The following is an 18,169-nucleotide window of genomic DNA, read 5'->3' as shown; positions in this document are numbered from 1 at the left end:
GCGGCCTTGAGTTCCAACCCAAGCTCACCCAACAACACCGACAACCGCTCTAACGCAGCCTCGGCTTGTTCCCGTGACTGGCACATCACGACCAAGTCATCACAGTAACGCACCAGCACGCCGTGCTCGCCCGTGTCCCATGCCCGGTCCAACCGGTGCAGGTACACGTTGCACAGCAACGGCGATGCCGGACCGCCCTGCGGGGTTCCGGACACCTCACGGCGTACCATCCCGTCCTGCATCACTCCCGCCCGCAGCATCGCGCGCAGCAGCTTCAGGACGCCCTGGTCGCTGATTCGTTCCTCTACCACTTGCATCAACTTCTCGTGCGGTATCGCCGAAAAACAATTGGCGATGTCCGTCTCGACCACCCACCGCTTGCCCCGCCAGGACTCGTCAATGAGAACTTGCAGGGCATCGTGCGCCGAACGCTTCGGGCGAAACCCGAAACTGCACGGCAGCATATCCGCCTCGAAGATCGGCTCGAGCACGATCTTCAACGCGGCCTCCTGACCGGGTTCACGGTGCGGTCACCCCAAACTGCAGGCGGAGCAGCTCAACGTTGAGTTCGACGGTCCGGCCGCCGTCCTGTAGGGAGAGCACGGGATAGCCCTCGACGTTGAGCAGCCGCCGCAACGTCTCGGCGAAGCCTTCGGGGTTGCGGCCGGCCCGGCCCGCCTTTGCCACCAGAGCGGTCAGCGACAACCGGTTGTCCGCTGCGATGAGGGTGTCGATGACGGCGGCGACGACCGACTTGTCCGGCCGCCTGCGGACGAAAGCCTGCTGGGCCGCGTAGGCCTCGGTGTTGACCACGCGGGTGCCCAGAGTCTCGGCCGACTCGGTCGGTGTCGAACCCTCGACGGTGAACAGCGGCGTGACGTCCGGCGCCTCCCGCGCAGGCTTCTTCCTGCCCGGCCTCCGTCCGGCGGGTGGTGCGGGAATCACCGTGGGCGCAGGCTTGTGGCGTGGCGCCCACCACTCCGGGGCCACCGACTCCGGGGGCAGCACCGACCATCCCGAGGGCAGCAGGTCGACGGCCGGCAACAGCGTCAACACCGGCACGGTCATCTCGGCCAGCGACGCGCCGCCGTGATAGCCGGCCTTGCGTGGGGTGTAGCGAATGTCCTCCCGCCATGGCACGACCACGCGCCCGTCCCCGTAGATGACGCGGAGTCCGGCCAGTTCGACCTCACCGGCCTCGGCGTTCCCGGTGCGCCACCGCGCCGCCTCCACCCCGGAGGCGGCGGTGGGACCGTCCTCAGTGGACGAGCGGTCGAGCACGTGCCCGTGGTCGGCGACGAGCACGACGGGTCGGCCGTAGTCGCGGGCCGCGTCCAGCAGTTCCGGCAGGTACGTCAGGTCGGTGAGCCGCCAGCCGGTTCGGTCACCCTCCCGGCCGTGGTCCAGCGCCTCGTCGATCGTGTTGAGCACGACGCCCACCACGGCGTCCCCGGCGAGCGCCTCGACCAGCGGGCCGGCGAGCCGGTGACCGGCATGGCCGGCGAGGTCCTTCTTGTGGAACAGCACGCCGTCCCGGCGATGCCGCCGCCAGAACGCGGCGAACCCCTTCCGCTCGGCGTCCTGATCTCCCTCGGTCAGCACGCCGGTGAGGAGGGAGGCCCGGCTGACGCGGGTCACCGACGGGATCGCGGCGACGGCCGACGCGCGGCGGGCTTCCGGGGACACCTCCGTCCACACCCGACTGTTCAGGGCCTCGCCCAGTTGCGCGGCCACGGCGCTGCTCATCCCGTCCAGCACCACCACCAGCGGCGCCGATTCCCCACTCAGCGGGACCGCGACGCGCTCGAGCACCTGCTCGACGAGCAGGCAGTCGCCCGGCGCCTGGGTGGAGGCGTGCGCCGTCCACGTCACCAGTCGCCTGGCGAACGCCTCGTCCAGCGTGTCGCGGCGGGCTCGGGCGGCCTCGTAGACGGCGCGGTAGGCGTTGGCGACCACGGGATCGCCGCCGGTGTCGCCGGCCCACACCACGTTGAGCGCGCGATCGACCCAGCCCCATTCGGCGATGTGCCGGCGAACGCCCTCGGCGACCGATCCGATCGTGTCCTCCGGCCTGACCAACCAGCGCATGAGGCGGACGGCCATGGTCGCGGCCCGTTGGCGTTCGGGGAACAGGCGCGTCATCTCGTGTGCGGTCAGGGACACCAGCGCGTTCTCGGCCGTGGACAGTGCCGCGGCGTCGGGGCGTGGCGTCAGCGTGCCGGCGAGGGTGCGCAGCCGCGCTTGGAACGCCGACGGCAGGAACCGGCTGCCGGCCAGGGCGGCGCTCAGCTCCGCGGTCGCGGCCAGGTCGTCGGCCCGCCGGAGCACGTCCAGGACCCGTCGCCGAGCGGCCTCGCCGTGCGGCCCGCCCGACTCCGCCTGGCCGATCCACCGCTCGACGGTTCCCTCGACGGCCTCGACGAACACCCGCAACTCGGGGGTGCGCGGCCGCACCGTGCCGAGCAGCCCGCCGAATGCCATCGCCGCTTCGGCCGTGGCATCCCGCTGGGTCGCGGCGGCGCCGAGCAGGCCGAGCGGGAGCACGTCCGCGGCTCTGCCGGCGGCGGCGAGGCCCATGACCACCCGTGCGGTGTCCCCGACGGTCTCGGCGAGCCACGCGGTGAGCCCGTCCCGTTCCTGCGCGGGCAGCTCGGCGAACCGCTCGGGGCCAGCCCCGCGCTGTGACCAGGCGAGCAGCGTGCCGGCGTCCAGGGTGCCGTTGCCGAACTCCGCCTCACCCAGCCGGGCCAAGATCAGCGCCCGCACGGCCGCATCCCGGGTGAGCACCGAGCCCACCCGCGGCCAACCGGTCGCCGGCTCCGCGTCGAGAAGCGCGTCCACGAGCCACGGCTCGGTGCGGATGCGCGGGTCGATGTCGGTGGCGGTGAAGCGGTGTTTGATGATCTCCAGGCGGTCCACCGTCTGCGTGCCGCCGCGCACCGCGTAGCCGCGCAGGTCCCACCCCAGGGCGGCGTCGGCCAACCCGGTGGTCACCACGAGCACGTCGTCCCCGTCGGGATCGGCATCCAGGTGCTCCTGCCACGCCTCGACGATGCCGAGCACCGAGTTCTGGTCGCTGACCCGGACCCGGCGCGGCGAACCGGCCACGTGCACGCGGAACTCGACGGGCAGCGTGTCCTCGTAGCGGCCGTGCACGAGCAGCAGCCGCCGGCCGCGCGGGTCGGGCAACCTGCTCTCGACCAGGGCTTCCACGATGCGCCGGTTGACGGCGGGAGGTGCGGCCATCAGCGTCCCGCCTCGCCGCTGTCGTCCACCACGTGCCAGGTGATCTCGACCCTGGCCCGCGGGTGAAGGTTGGCATACGCCCGGATCTGCGCCTCGATGTCCCCGACCACGCTCGCCAGCGCGGCTTCGGCCACGCTCGCCGTCACCCTTCCTTGCGACGGTGGCTGGCCGTTGCCACGCACTCCGGGGCCGTCGACGGGCTTACGTACCTCGTCCCGCGTGCCCGGCCCCGGCACGGGCCGGACCGGTTCCTTCGTGCCGCCCGGGCCATCCTTGTCGTTCTCCCGGGCCACGTCGCGGATCAGCGCGATGGAGCGCTGGTAGACGTCGCCGAGCGCACCCGCCAGCGGCCGGACCAACTCGTCGGCGGTGGCGGCCTCCGCCAGTTCGGTGAGCACCCGCTGGGCGCGTGCGCCGATGTCGTCACCGCGCGCGGAGAACCCGCGGACCGACTCCAGTAGCGACCACTCTACCGCGTCGAGCGCCTTGTGCACGGCCGGGGCGGAGGCGATGGCCGCGCCGAGGACCTGGTCGCTGACGTCGTAGCGGGCGCCGGCGAGTTCGCGGACCAGCGGGGTGGGTTCGCGGGTGTTGGTCAGGCGGGCGAGCAGGTCGGCGGCGTCGCGCGCGGTGCGCACCCGTGGCGCCTGCTCGGCGTCGATGCCGAGCGCGGCGGCGTGCCGGTTCAACGACTGCCGCACGCCGTCGACGTCCGCCTGCAACTCTCCCACTCTGGCGTGCACGTCACGGGCCAGGCGGTTGACGTTGCGGGCGAACAGCACGTCGGACACGTGCAGGCCGAACAGTGCTGCGGTCCGATCGCGCGCGGCCGCGAACTCCTCCGCCGTGGGCATCTCCTGTGCCCGGAGCACGTGCCCCGTACCGATCTTGGCCAGATCCGGTGCGTCCACGGGCGTGCCGTGGTAGAGCCACGCGCGGTCGGACAGCAGCGCGTAACTGGCGATGATCAGGTTGCCGACCTCCTTGTCCAGGCCGGTGTAGCCCATGGCGGCGATCCAGGATCGGATGTCCTCCACCGGGTAGTCGCCGGTCTTGCCGTGCTGCGCGGCGTACTGCTCGATGCGCCGGCGCCACTCGGTGGACAGGTTCAGCGGTCCGTCGCTGACCTCGCCCAGGTCCAACGGGTGCACGATCCGCTTCACCAGCGCCAACTGGTTGCGGTCCACCACGACCCGCTGCCTGCCGTCCTCCATGGCCTTCGTGATCCAACCCAGCACGGTCCGCAGCTCGCTGGTGGTGACGGGTTTGCGGTTGCCGGTCGGGTCGAAGTTGGGATGCTTGGGATACAGCGCGTCGAACACCCCGTCGCACAGCGACAGCATGTTGTACTCGAACCCGGCGCCGCCCTCCAACCGCGGGGTGTGCCCGGGCAGCAGCGAGAGCACGTGGCCGTCGTCGCCGACCGCCGACCCGATGGTTCCCTCGTCGGCGCGGGCGATGCCGTAGAGCTGTTGCAGGGCCGCGGTGAGCTGCGAGGTGAGGTTGTCGTGCTGGGCCTGCAACTGGTGCCGCACCCGTACCCGGTCGTCCGCGGACAGGTGGGACGCGTAGTCGTCCAGCCGGTCGCGCTCCAGCAGGTACTGGATCTTCAGCAGCCGGCCGAGCTGGGCGGACTTCTGCGGGGACAGGAAGTGCGGCAGCCACACGATTGTGGACGCCTCGACGCCGTCCCACCGCAGCCGGTGCACCCGCCCGGCGTCGTCGCTCGGGTACTCGCCCGGCACGTCGAACGGGTAGTCCAGGACGAAACGCGCCCGCCCGTCGACGCTGGGCCCGAACTGCTGATCCGGAATGTCGTGGCTGTCCCGCACGTTGGCGAACACGAACTCCGCGGTGCGCCGGGTGCCCCGCCACACCACCTCGCGCTCGCAGACAAACTCCCCGCGGTCGGCGACCCCGAGCGCCGCCCACAACTGCTTCTTGATCCAGATGCGGCGGGCGCCGACGCTGTCCTGTTCGCCGACCGCGTCGAGCAGCGGCTCGACGTCCAGATCGGACAGATGCAGGGCGAATACCGGATCCTCGTCGCCGTCCGCGCGCAGCTCACCGAACTCGGCCTGCAACTCGCGCAGCCGGGCAACGACGACCGACCCCGGTTGTACGGTGCGCGAGCGGATCGACCCGTGGTTCAGCGCCGCCAACCGCTTTCCGGTCAGCCGGGACAGCGCCGGCACGCTCGGCGCCAGCGTGGCCAGCAGCAGCGTCTTGACCAGCCGGTCGTCGGCGACGAACCGCTGGTCGGTCTCGCTGCCGTACTTCGCCAGCAGAAACGCCCGGGCCTTGGCGTAGAAGCGCTGCGCGGCCTCGGCCTCGCGGGTCAACCGGTCGGTGAAGGCCTCGCCCGTGCCGTCGGCGAGCACGTCCCACAGGTCGCCGAGCGGGATGAGCTGGCCGAGCCGGAAGTCGTTGCGCCGCCGGTACAGCATCTCCTGCAGCAACTTGAGCCCGGTGCGTTCGCGCTGCAGCGCCCCGGACAGCGCGACCAGCACGTTGAGCAGGGCGGGCGAGAGCGGGTAGACCTCGCGGAAGTCGCTCCAGTCCGCCCCGGTCGCGCCGTTGGCGTCCAGCAGGGTGTCCTTGACCTCCGGGCTGGTGGACTCGATCGACGCGAACGCCGCCTCCAGCGCCGCCCGCCCCTCGGGCTTCGGCTTGAGCACCCGCTCCTTGATGATCGCCGGCAGGTTGCGGTCTTCGAGGTTGACCACGTCGAACCGGCCGGCCAGGTATTCGACCTGCGCCTCCAGGTTCTTCACGTCCGCGCCGGTGACGTCCTCACCGACCAGTTTGGACAGATCGCGCTGCCGCGAGATGAACGACACAATCGGCAGCACACGGTTGGCCTCGCCCGACTCGATCAGCTTGACCAGCTTGGACACCTGGTTGTTGACGAACTGCTGGTCGGACATGTGGGCTTGTAGCCACAGGATCAGCTCGTCCAGGAACAGGATCAGGCCGTCGTAGCCGAGCTGCTGGGCGTGCCGGGCGAGCACGGCCAATCCGTTTTCCAGCGGGATGAACGCGTCCGCGTCGCCGGCCGCGCCACGGATGTAGGACGACATCGGCCCGGACAGCAGCGCGGACACCAGGGCGTCGCGCAGCGGATCGCCGGCCGGGGCGGCGAAGGCGCGGTCGAGGTCCGCGCTGCTCCACCCGGAGCCCGGGCCGGCGTCGATGGGTTCGAGGTCGTCGGGGTCACCGGCCACCGCGGGCGCGCCCGCGCCCAGCCACTCGGCGAACCGGCGGTCGTCGCCGAGGAACTCGCGCTGCCTGCGGGCGTCGTCGAGCATCGCGTCGGACCGGTAGACCGGTGGGGTGGGCTGGTCGGGGTGGAGCTTGCGGACGGTGTTGACGTACCCGCCGAGGATGGCCGAGTCGATGTCCGCGGCACCGACCAGGTGGTAGGGCACCATGAGGAACTTCTTGCCGCGCAGCCATTCGTCGTGCTCGGCGATCATCGGCTGCAGGCCGGGCTTCTTCCGGGCGGCCGGGTCGTCGTTGAGCACGGCGTGCAGCACGGTCAGGAAGTGGCTCTTTCCCGAGCCGAACGAGCCGTGCAGGTAGGCGGCATGCGAGCTGCCGTCCCGCATCGCCGCGCGCACGATGGACAGCGCCTTGCGGAAGGCGTCCCGAAGCTGGTCGGTGACGACGTACTCGTTGACGCGCGCCTCGGTCTCGGTGAACCCGCCGGACAGCTCAACCTTGAAGTCGCCGGCGTGCACCGATTCCGGGATCTCGATGACATCCCGCAGCAGGGGTTCGTTGGTCGTCACTGCTGCATCAGCCCTTCTTGGCTTTGCGGCCGCGGGTGCTCGGCGCCGGACGCCAGGCCCGAAGGTCGTGCTCGGTCAGGTGGTACTTGGCCCGCTGCTCGTCCAGGAACGCCTGGTACTCCTCGGCCGGCGTCCCGCCCCACTCCTCGTCGTACTCGACGTGCCACTGGTGCACCCACGGCATCACCTCGGCCAACCCGGCCAGCAACGGCGTGAGCGGGTCGGCGCCCCAACCGGCCTGCTCGGTGCGGTCGTTGACGACGTTCACCAGCGCCTGCGCCTGGTCCTTGTGATCCCAACCGGCCCAGCCGAGCAGCAGCGTCGGATCGGAGTCGGGGTTGGCGTCCGGGTAGGAGATGAACCGCTCCTTGGGCACGTCCAGCTTGCCGCGCTGCGCCCAGTAGCTGGTCCTGCGGAAATCGGCGGTGGTGTACTTCGGTGGCACGGGAATGTTGAGCCGCTTGCCGGTGCGGTCCTCCGCGCGCTGCTGCTCCCAGACCCGCTCCCACTGCTTCCGCTTGCGCAGCCCGGAATCCTTGTAGCGCAGGGCGGCCAGGTAGGGCACGTGCTGGTCGGCGACAATCGTTTCGAGGATCTGGGCCAGAGTGAGGTCCCGCTTGCCGAGATGGTCGGTGGCGTAAAGCTGGGCTACGCCGTGCATGTCGGCGTCGTCCCGGAACGCATCGGCAAGCTGGTTGACGGTCAGCGTCCGGGGTTGGCGGATGCCGTCGCGCAGAGCAAACCAGACGTCCTCTCTTTCGCAGCGGTCCAGCAACCACGTCCGCAGCGCTTCGGCTTCCTTCTTCTCCCATGGCTGGGTCGCCCACCGCCGCTTGCACTCCGGCCGCTCGATCAACGCGATGTCCCGCCGCTTCTCGATCGTGTCGATCCGAGCTTGGACGATCTGCCGGTACCACTCCGGCCAGTGGCTCGGAATCTCGGTGATCGGCGCCGACCCGTGCCGCTTGAACCACGCGGTCTCGATCTCGTTGTTGGCCGCCTTGCGCGCCAACACGATCTCGAACGCCCGCTCCCCCAACTTGACCTCGGGCACACTGTCCATATCGGACGCCATGAGCTGGCCAACCTCGGAGTCGTTAAGCAGGCCGTACAGCCCGTACACCTGCCAGTCCAACTCCTCCTGCAACGCAATCATTCGCCCCCGGATGCGCGCGTGCTCGGCGCGAGCGCCGTCTAGCGCCTCCCTGGTCGGCGTGGCCCGCCCGCACACTGCCGACGGCTCCTGCTTCGCCAAGTCCTGCGCCAACCGGTCTAGCCGGCGCCCAAGGTCCAGCGGCAACTCCGCCGGCAACGGAAACTCCTGCAGCTTCGTCCCCGTGAACTCGTAAGTGTTCTTCCACGCTTCACTGCCTAGCGCCGCGTAACCAGCATCCACACGCGCACCGCCGCCTTCGCCCTTGTTGTGGCAGACCTGCTTCAGCCAGAAGCACGCCGTGGACGAGTTGAGTACCCCCAGCAACTCCAAGTGCTCATCCTCAATCGCCCCCTCCGGCAATTTAATAACCGGCGCCGAACGATTGAACACCTTCCCGCCACGATCCAATACAAAATGATTATGCGTCGCCACGAATGCGTAGGTAATGAACCACGGGTGACCATGCGGGTCACCTGTCAACTGATGCCACTCATACCACGGCCGGCCATCGCTAAAATAGGTACCCTTTGAGAAAGTGGCTCGATTTCCCAACACAGTACGACAGGGCCACATCCAATAGGTAAGCTTTCCTAGCGCCTCCGAACGCACAAGCGACAAATCGGCGGTGTACGGAAAGAAGCTGAATGTGTCACCCGCGGCAAGCCAATCTCTTATCTCATCACCAAGCAGAAGTTGCTTAACGAGAGGAGTTTCTCCCACCCGGCGAACAAATGATTCCCGCGGGGCGAGCATGACCTCGTCGGCATTCGTCATACCAAAGACACCGAGCCTCTGGGCCTGCTGCCCGAGGCGGTGTGGACGCTTATTTAGTCTTTCGGTCAATTGGCCAGCGCCACCGCCACCGAGGCTCCACGGGTGGCGTTGGAATCCAGCTCGGCCTGCGTCCTCAACACTGACCCACTCCGACTCGCTCCCTGGGTCGTTAACTTGGTTCACGATGGCGGACCAAACCAAGCCTTTTGATGGAACATCCGGCTTGGTTGGCTCCCCGCGTACACCAAGCACGGCACGGACGGGTTGGCTTAAGCTAGTGAAGTGGTTTCGGCCCACCATAATCACCGTCGGCGTGCCGTGACCAGGAATGTATGCGCCGGAGGTGTCGATGACGTGTGTCAAATGAACCGTCGGGAAGAATTCCTCGATCAGCTTCCTACCAAACTCGCGTTTCATGAAAGAGTTTGCAGTGATTTGGCCAACAAAGCCAGCGGCACGATTATCACCGCGAGCGCGAATCGCCAAATGGAAGAGGAGCTCCGCAAACGGGATCGTCTGCGCGTACTTACCTGAGCACGATTTGTAGAGTTCGCGGTAATTCTCGTTCTCTTGCTTGTCTTGCGCTGGAATATACGGTGGATTTGCTACTACTACATGGTAGGTGAATCGCCCGAGCATGTCGCACAACCTGACATACTCGTATACGTCCTCAACAGCATATGTGTGCGGAGCCGCAAATAGTTCAGATTGTATTCCCGGCGCCCCTCGTCCGTGGATCAAGGAATCTCCAACCGCAACATTGATCGGGAACCTGGGAGCAGCCCGTAGCGAGCGCCCACCTGCCTCGCGAAGCGCTTCCACCAGCAAACGAAATCTGGCAATAAGCGAAGCGTACGGATTCTTATCGCAACCGTGCACAGAATTGAGCGTGCGTCGAACCAATTCCCAGTCGTCGGTGCCGGGCGCAGCGTTGCGCCACTTGGCAAGCAGGCGGTGGAAGATGCCGAGTAGGAAGTGGCCAGAGCCGCAGGCCGGGTCGATCGTGCGCAGCCCGTTCAGCCCGAACTCCTTGACGGCCGGTTCCAAAGTGAGGTCGAGGATGAACTCCTGGACGAAATCCGGGGTCTGCCGCAATGCGTAGTGTTTCCGCGCGTACTCGGAAAGTTCTTCATACAGGTCGCCGAGGAAGCGGGTGTCCCAGCGGGTGAGGTCGTAGCGGATTTTGCCCTCGTCGTCGCGGCGACGCCAGAAGGTCAGCAGCGCGGTGGCGGCCTCGAACGACGGGGTGACCTCCCACAGCGGGTTGTGGCGCCTGTCGAACAGGCCGGCGACGGTGGGATTGGTGGCGGCGAGGTAATCGAAGGCGGCCACCAGCCAGTCGCGGTCGTTGAGTTGCGGCTGCTCGCGGAAGAACGCCTCGTGGCGTTCCTCGGCCTCGGCCAGGCGCTCACCCGGGCCGGCGATGAACGGCCATTCGATGAGGTCGTTGTCCTCGCAGTAGCGGACGAACACGGTGCTGAGCACCCAGGCGGCGGCGATCTGGGTGATGCGCTCGTCCCGCCAGGATTCATAGGTCGCCGCGGTGCGCTTGGCGTCGATGGCCACCTGGTACTCGCGCGCCAGCGCGTCGGCGAACTCGGGCTCCTCGCTGCGGGTTCGCAGGTCGTCCTCGAGCGCGGTGACCTGCCGGCGCAGGTCCTTCACCAGGTTGGAGAGCGCATCGCCATGCGGAGCTACCACGGCGTTCCCTTCTTTCCTTACGTGCACGAAAGCCGGTCAGGCGGCGTGGTCCGAGACGCCGCGGAGGGCGTCGAGGAAGGAACGACTGAGCACGGCACGCTCGGAGGCGTCGAGGACTTCGACGGTGCGGTTCTCGAGCCGCGGCGTGTCCAGTTCGGACTCGGCCGGGCAGAGCAGCCACAGCCCGTGCGGATCGTCTGCCGGGCGCCGGGCGGCGTTCTGCAGCCGGGTGAGCAGGTCCCGGCCGCCGTCGTCGAAGTACCGGGCGAGCAGTCCAGCATCGTGCAGGAACAGCACCGTCTTCTCGCGCGCGGCCAGGTCCACAAGCTGGTGCTCCACCCGGGTCCACGTCGTCCGCACGTAGGAGGCGAGCCCGCGGGAGATCTGGCCGGTCTCGCTGAACCGGGCGTCGATGGTGAGCACCTTGTTCCAGTCCTGGCCGTGCTCGGCGGCCAGGCCACGGAACTCCCGCAGGAACACCCGGCCCAGGTCGATCTGGGTCACCGGGTACCGCTCGGCGATCGCCCGGGCGGCGCCGGGGAGGTTGCGGCCGCGCAGGGCGAGCGCCAGGAAGCCGCCGCGCTGTACCGCGTCGGCGAGCTTGCGTTCCAGGGCGGTCTGCGGGTCGAGACCCATCGCGGTCATCCGGGTGTGCGCGCTCAGCGAGGTGCTCGACGAGCTGGCGACCCAGGACACTTCGGGGGCCGGTGGCCGGAAGCGCCGGGCGGCCGGGTCGTATTCCAGCGGGAAACCCGCCGCCTTGAGGGCTTCCTCGACCCGCACGTGCGTCAGCCGCGGGTCGATGGCCACCTCGGGGAAGCGCGAGCGGACGCGGGCCAGCAGCTCGTCCACGCTGATGCCGGGTTCCCGGCGCACGCCCGCGGCCGCCTGCGAGATCCGCAACGCCTTCGCGAGGTCGAGGTCGCGGGGGTACAGCTCCAGGCGGGGCGAGGCGGCGGCCTGCTGGGAGGCGGCCGCGGCGAGGGCGACGAGTCGGGTGTCGGCCAGCGGATCGAGGCCCTCCGGCGCGGTCACCGCCCGCAGCTCGCGCACCACGACGCCGCGCCCGGGCAGCGGGTCCTGCCGGGTCAGCTCGTCGGCGCGGCGGCCCAGCAGCTCGGCGTAGTCGGCGAGTTCGGGGGCGCTCGGGTCGTCGGCGCCGGGCAGCGACTCCAACGCGACGAGGACGTGCTGGGCGCGGCGCAGCACGGCCAGCCGGGGGCCGTCGTCGCCGTCTTCGACGTTCGCCCGGTGTAGTCCGTCCCAGATCTCCGCCTCGACGGCGGCCCGGACGACGGCGAGTGCCTTCGCCATGGTGTGCCGCGGGGTGTTCTCGCCGGCGCCGTGCCGGGCGCGGAGCGCGGCGGCAAGCTCGTGCGCGGTCATGATGCGCCCGCCGTCGGTGACGATCTCGACGAGTTCGTCCCGGATGCCCGGCAGCCACGCGGCGGCGGCCCATTCCTTGGCGAGGGCCTGCTGCTGCCGGGAGACGGTCGCCTGCGTGACGCCGAGTCGCTTGGCGACCTCGACCTGGGTCGGCCACGGCGCGGAGATGCCCGAGGAGTCCGGCAGGCCGAGGGTGTGCCGGGCGACGTCGGTCTTGCTCGATCCCTTGCGGCCGCGGGATGGAGTGAGCAGGCCGGCCATCTCCTGCACGGTCAACGGGCCCGCCGGCATCTCGGTGCGCTGCCGGCCGGCCGGCTCCGGGGTGGCGTGCGGTTCGGCGGCGTGCGCGAGCCGGGCCGACCACTGCTTGTGGCGGCGGTTGAGTTCCTTGCGGATCACCGCGCCGGCGCCGCGCGCCTTCGCGATCTGGTGCAGCGGCACGTCCAGCAGCTCGCCCACGGTGGCCGCCCCGAAGGAATGGGCGACCGACACGGCGCGCGGCGACAGGCCCGCCGCCTCCAGCGGGGTGCTCAGATCGGCGGCGGCGGCGTGCGCGTCGCGCGTCTCCTCCAGGTTCTGCGCCTCCAGCCCCACGGTCGCCGGCGTGGTGGCGGGGGCGGTGGCGTCGGCCGCCGTGAACACCGCTCGCCACGCGTCGTGCATCTGCCGCACCGTGTCGAACCGCTGGTCGACGTCCCGGTGGAAGGCGCGGCGGAAGAACTCGGTCAACCCGTCGGCGAGGGCCGGTTCGAACGCCTCGGTGGCCACGGCGGGCCACTCGTCGTCGCTCATCCGCGGGTCGCTGGCGCCGTCGCCCCAGACCGGCCGCTCCCCCGAGGCCATCTCGTGCAACGTGACCGCGGCGGCGTAGCGCTCGGCGTGGTCGTCGAATGCGGGTCGGCGCACCGTGCCCAGGAACGGGTCGAGGTAGCCGCGGGTGCCGGCCTTGACGTCCCGTTCGGAGATGTCGGCGAGCGAGAAGTCGAACAGCATGAGCTGCCACGACCGGTCGGCACGCTGGAACACCCCGAAGTTGTCCGGCTTGATGTCGCGGTGCCGCACGCCCTTGCCGGCGAGCTGGTCCAGCGCGGTGAACAGGTCGCCGCCGAAGCGCTCCAGTTCGTGGTAGGTGAGCCGGCCTTCGGCGCGCAGCCGCGCACCGAGCGAGCGGTCGCCGGCGTACTCGAGGTCGATCGCGGTCCGGCCGGCGAGCTGGCGCGGGCCGCCGAGCAGCTTCACCACCACGCCGCCGCCCACCAGCTCCAGCGCCTTGACCTCCGCGTGCAGGCGGGCGGCCTTCTCCTCATCGAGCGCGATCTTGAGCACCCTGCGCCGCGGGTGGAGATCGCCGTTCTCGTCCTCGTCCTCGCGTTCCATCAGCAACGCGCGGGCGGTGGCGCCGGTGCCCAGCACCCGCTTGACCGTCCACTCGCCGTCGAGGATCTGCCCCGGCATGGCGGTCAGCGGGTCGACCGTCGGCACGGACGGTTCCGGCGTGGGCGTTTCCTGTTCGATGCGGTCCAGCGCGTCGAGGAACGCCTCGGCCGAGGCGAACCGGCTGTCGACCTCCTTGCGGGTCGCCTGGTAGATCAGGGCGTCCAACTCGTCGGAGACGCCATCGGCCACCGCGTACAGGTGCAGGCCGCCGTCCGCGGTCAGCCGATCGAGCAGGCCGCTGCGTTCCAACGCGGGCGGCTGACCGGCGAGAATCAGGTACGACACGGCGCCGAGCCCGAACACGTCCAGGTCGACCGGGTCGGGGAACGGGGTGTCGAACTCGGGAGCGAGGTACACCTCGGCCACGTCCGCGAGATGCTGGCCGGTGAGCGTCGAGTTGCCGATCGACGACATCCCGGTGGTGTCGAAGTCCCGCGCCGCCGACTGCCAGTCGATGATCCGCAGCACCGGGTTGAACCCGTCGTCCTTGGCCGAGACGTACACCGACCGGGCCGCCAGCGCCCGGTGGTACAGCGAGTGGCCGTGCGCGTAGCGGAGGGCCTCGGCGAGCTGGCGCACCAGGTCCAGCCGCACCTCGGGAGTGAGCCGATCGCCGTGGACCGCGAGATAGGAGTCCAGCCGCAGGTCGGCGGCCCGGTGGCGGAACAGGATCGCCGGCCCGCCCTGGTGCTCGCGGATCTCCACCGCCTGCGCGATTCCGCGGTGGTTGATGCCCTGCAGCACCTGGTACTCCCGCCGCGCGGCGCGCTCCACCGACTGCCTGACCTCGTCGGTGGCCTGCTGCGCGGTGAGGTAGATCCGGACCCGGCCCTCCTCCCGGACGATGCCGCGGCGCTCGGCGAGCCGGTCCTCCCAGGTGCGACCGGCGTCCAGCGGCTCGGCCCGCAGCATCCAGTCGTCGCCGAACCGCAGATGCGCGGTCGACGCGCGGATGCCGATTTCCTGCAGCAGCTTGGGAAGAATGTGCTCGGAGAAGGCGGGGGTGATGCGTTGCTGCTCGCGCTGCGGCGGCCGGGCGAGTAGGTCTCGCCAGATCCAGGGGAGCCCGGTCGAGTCGTCGTCGCGGCCGTAGACGCGGGTGCGCTGCACCTCGTCCAGGTCCGCGACCAGACCGGGCGCGGACAGGAACACCGCCGGCTCCACCCGCGGGATGCGCTGGCTGATGCGCAGGCGGCGGGCGGCCCACTCCAGGCGGCCTTTGAGTTCCTTCGACTTGAGGTCGGTGAGGTGCAACGGGTTGCGCAGCGTCAGCACCCGCTTGCTCTCCGGCGGCCGGAACGTCCAGGTCTCCCCGCTGTTGACCACATGGCCGGGATGGCCCTTCAGCTCCACCAGGTACAGGCCGCCAGGAACGGCGATCAACAGGTCGCACTCGTTGATGCGCCCGGAGGCGGCCGTGAAGGAGAACGTCGCCCAGGCCCGATAGGGCTCCGCGTTGGGCATCAGGCGCCTGACGTGGTCCAGCCCGTCCTGCTCATGCGCGTACTCGGACTGCCGCTCCTGGAACCAACGCTGCCGGGCAGGCGGCGGACCGGGCTTGGGTCCACCCGTACCACTGGCAGGCACCACGGCCACCCTCCCCGATCCGGTAGCTCCACGCGAGATCACTGTTACTGCATGCACTCACTCAGAGGATCGTGCGAACCCGTGCGGCTGCCAATCCCACCGATGGGTCACGTCGCCATCACTGTCTGTCGTGTTACAGCTACGCGGACGCGACATACGGAGAGTGGCAAGGGGCCGCCAAGAGGTACGGGCCCGCAGAACGTCGCGACCCGAATGTCGTATTGCGGGTGCCGCCCTGTGCGCCCCACCGTGACCCTTCCGCGATCGACATCTGCGACCATCACGATGATCTTGTAAGCCTGACGAGTTGGAGAGGAACAAACCGCTGCGAAACCGTCCGCCCGCCGGCCGTCGCCCCTACGACGTACAGACTTCGGGTAGGGCGTCGGTGTTGCGGGTGAGAGGCCCGCGAGGCATCCGTGATCATCATTTGCAACGGCAGAGCTTGAAGTAAAGCAACTAAATCAACGACGATTGCGATGGTTAACTGGTTACATGAAGGCAACCGAAGCATCACTGCTGCAGTTTCTAAAGAAGTCGCCACAGTTCGTTATTCCGATCTATCAGCGGACTTACAGCTGGACCGACAAAGAGTGCCTCCAGCTATGGTCGGACATCATGCGTGCTGGCCAGAATGCAGACATCAGCGCTCACTTTGTCGGCTCCGTGGTCTACGTCGAAAAAAGCCTGTACCAGGTGTCGAGCCAGTCACCGCTACTGGTCATTGACGGCCAGCAGCGCCTGACAACGGTGATGCTCGTGCTGGAGGCCCTGTCGAGGCACCTGGGCGGCCAGGAGCCTATCGAAGGGTTCTCGGCAAAGAAGATCCGTAGCTACTACCTGCTTAATCCTCTGGAGGACGGCGAGAAAGCGTTCAAGTTACTTCTAACGCAGACCGACAGGGACAGCCTGAAGGCGTTGGTGCAGCAGCAGCCGTTGCCAGAGGGAAGATCCCTCCGGATCGAGCAGAACTTTGACCTCTTCGAGCGAAAGGTGAAGGCGCTCGGCGGCGACTTCGCCGACCTTTGCCGAGGTTTGAGCAAGCTGGTTATTGTCGACGTGGCACTCAACCGCGAGCAGGACAACCCGCAGCTGATCTTTGAGAGCATGAACTCCACCGGCCGCGAGCTCAGCCAGGCAGATCTGATCCGGAATTACGTCCTGATGGGTTTGGAGCCGTCACATCAGACGGAACTGTACGAGCGTCACTGGCGCCCGATGGAGCTCGGCTTCGGCCAGGAAGCCTACGGTTCCTACTTTGATTCCTTTATGCGCCACTACCTGACAGTTAAGACGGGCGATATCCCCAATGTTCGCGCCGTCTATGAGGCCTTCAAGCGCTATGCGCGCCAGCCGACTGTGGCTGCAGCTGGTGTCGATGCGCTCGTCGCGGACGTTCATACATACGCCCGCTACTACTGCGCCATGGCCATCGGCAGCGAAACCGACAAGGCGCTCGGTGAAGCCTTCCAGGACCTCCGCGAGTTGAAGGTCGAGGTAGCCTATCCGCTGCTCCTTGAGCTGTACCGCGACTACGAGGCCGAAGTGCTTCCACGAGACGACTTCATCCAGGCGCTTCGGCTGATGGAGTCCTACGTCTTCCGACGGGCGATCTGCGCCATCCCAACCAACTCACTCAACAAGACCTTCGCCACATTCGGGCGTTCACTCAAAAAGGACCGCTACCTGGAGAGTATCCAAGCAGGCTTCATGTTCTTGCCATCGTATCGCCGCTTTCCCAACGATGAGGAATTCGAACGCGAACTGGTTATCCGCGACATGTACAACTTGCCACGTCGCAGCTACTGGCTACGCAGACTCGAGAACTTCGGGCGGAAAGAGCGCGTATTCGTCGACGAGTACACCATCGAGCACATCATGCCGCAAAACGTTAACCTCTCCGAACAATGGAAGCGGGATCTCGGTCCAGACTGGGAACGCGTCCACAAGACCAAACTGCACACCTTGGGCAACCTGACGCTCACGGGCTACAACAGCGAGTACAGCGACCGCACGTTCACCGAGAAGCGCGACATGCGAGGAGGGTTCAGGGAGAGCCCGCTTCGTCTCAACCAGGGGCTTGGGGCGGTGCAGCGCTGGGATGAGGCCGCCATTGACGCACGGGCTGCCCGACTTGCCGAGATCGCCACACGCGTGTGGAAGCAGCCGAGGCTGGATGAGGACGTTCTGGCAGCCTATCGCCCTACCACCAAGATGACCGACTCAACGTATGGTCTGGACGACCATCCTTACCTGGCGGCTGGCCGGCCAATGCGCCTCCTCTTCGACACACTACGTTCCGCGCTGCTTGGAATGGACCCGAACATCACAGAGGAGATTCTGAAGCTGTACATCGCGTACAAGGCGGAGACGAATGTGGTCGACGTCGTACCGCAGGCTAGCCGTCTGCGGCTGTCCATAAACATGCCCTTTCCAGAGCTGTTGGACCCGAGAGGAATGGCGAATGACGTGACCAATCTCGGCCGTTGGGGAAACGGCGACGTTGAGGTCGGTTTGACGTCTGAGAAGGATATTCCGTACGTCCTAGGGCTCGTGCGGCAGGCCTTGGAGCGTCAGCTGAGCAACGGTGCTGACCCTGCGGGATGACTCCTGCGCCACGCCAACACCAACTGTGGATTCGGTCGTCTCCTCTTCTTGCGGACACCGTTGTCCACGAACGGTCTCGGCGGTTGGCGGGCCGCTCCACGCCGCGCTTCGGCACCTGGCCCGGTGAGACCGCCGCGAGTCCGGTGCCTTCGACGGGCCGTTCGCCGGCCACGGTCAGCACGGCCTTTGATGGCGCCCAGGCCCGTACCCAGCGAGCCCGCAGGAGATCATCAGCGGTCCCGTCGCGGGACGGTCTTCGCGGCGCCATCATGCGTCGTCAGCTGTCCCGGTTGCGCCCGGTTCCGCGGGTCGGCGACGTCGGCGACGTCCCAGGGGCCTGAAACACGGGCGCCACGGGCTTAGAGGTCGCGCAGATTGGAGTGGTGCGCTGACCCCGGATGTGGCACAGGCACGGGCTCGGTGATCATGAAGTTGCTGACGCTTCGTGATCACAGGAGAGACCGTGCCTGCCCTGCCATCATGG

At 68.1% G+C, this 18,169-nt stretch carries 6 protein-coding genes; 1 reads left to right on the top strand and 5 read right to left on the bottom strand.

The window, feature by feature from the left end; translation table 11 throughout:
- The 5 genes from FFT21_RS26825 to pglW all read right to left on the bottom strand — a co-directional run.
- The coding region (locus FFT21_RS26825; RefSeq protein ID WP_264081680.1) for a reverse transcriptase domain-containing protein at positions 1-491 on the bottom strand (491 nt) is incomplete at its 3' end.
- A gap of 28 nt (positions 492-519) precedes the next feature.
- Positions 520-3,246, bottom strand: a complete 2,727-nt coding sequence (gene pglZ, locus FFT21_RS26820; RefSeq protein WP_137816711.1) for a BREX-2 system phosphatase PglZ — start codon at positions 3,244-3,246, stop codon at positions 520-522.
- Positions 3,246-7,037 carry a DUF6079 family protein gene (locus FFT21_RS26815; protein WP_137816710.1) on the bottom strand — a complete coding sequence of 1,264 codons (3,792 nt, stop codon included), beginning with the start codon at positions 7,035-7,037 and terminating at the stop codon, positions 3,246-3,248. Before FFT21_RS26815 ends, pglZ begins: the two co-directional genes overlap by 1 nt.
- A gap of 7 nt (positions 7,038-7,044) precedes the next feature.
- Positions 7,045-10,668, bottom strand: coding sequence for a BREX-2 system adenine-specific DNA-methyltransferase PglX (pglX, locus tag FFT21_RS26810; RefSeq protein ID WP_192909774.1), 3,624 nt, complete (start codon positions 10,666-10,668; stop codon positions 7,045-7,047).
- Positions 10,669-10,704: 36 nt separating this feature from the next.
- Entirely contained in the window at positions 10,705-15,081 is a 4,377-nt protein-coding gene (gene pglW, locus FFT21_RS26805) for a BREX system serine/threonine kinase PglW (RefSeq protein WP_225978797.1), read from the bottom strand.
- A gap of 492 nt (positions 15,082-15,573) precedes the next feature.
- Between pglW and FFT21_RS26800 the strand changes: the two genes are divergently transcribed.
- Positions 15,574-17,685 carry a DUF262 and DUF1524 domain-containing protein gene (locus FFT21_RS26800; protein ID WP_137816708.1) on the top strand — a complete coding sequence of 704 codons (2,112 nt, stop codon included), beginning with the start codon at positions 15,574-15,576 and terminating at the stop codon, positions 17,683-17,685.
- Positions 17,686-18,169 lie beyond the last annotated feature (484 nt).

The organism is Gandjariella thermophila (genome assembly GCF_005405885.1).
GTDB classification, from domain to species: Bacteria; Actinomycetota; Actinomycetes; order Mycobacteriales; family Pseudonocardiaceae; genus Gandjariella; species Gandjariella thermophila.
Note: the sequence above shows the minus strand (reverse complement) of the source record. Positions and strands in the feature narration are given on the sequence as shown.

What these genes read in the sequence shown, in the direction of transcription:
- FFT21_RS26800 (WP_137816708.1), top strand. Translation starts at nt 15,574, where the DNA reads ATGAAGGCAACCGAAGCATCACTGCTGCAGTTTCTAAAGAAGTCGCCA.
- pglZ (WP_137816711.1), bottom strand. Translation starts at nt 3,246, where the DNA reads ATGGCCGCACCTCCCGCCGTCAACCGGCGCATCGTGGAAGCCCTGGTC.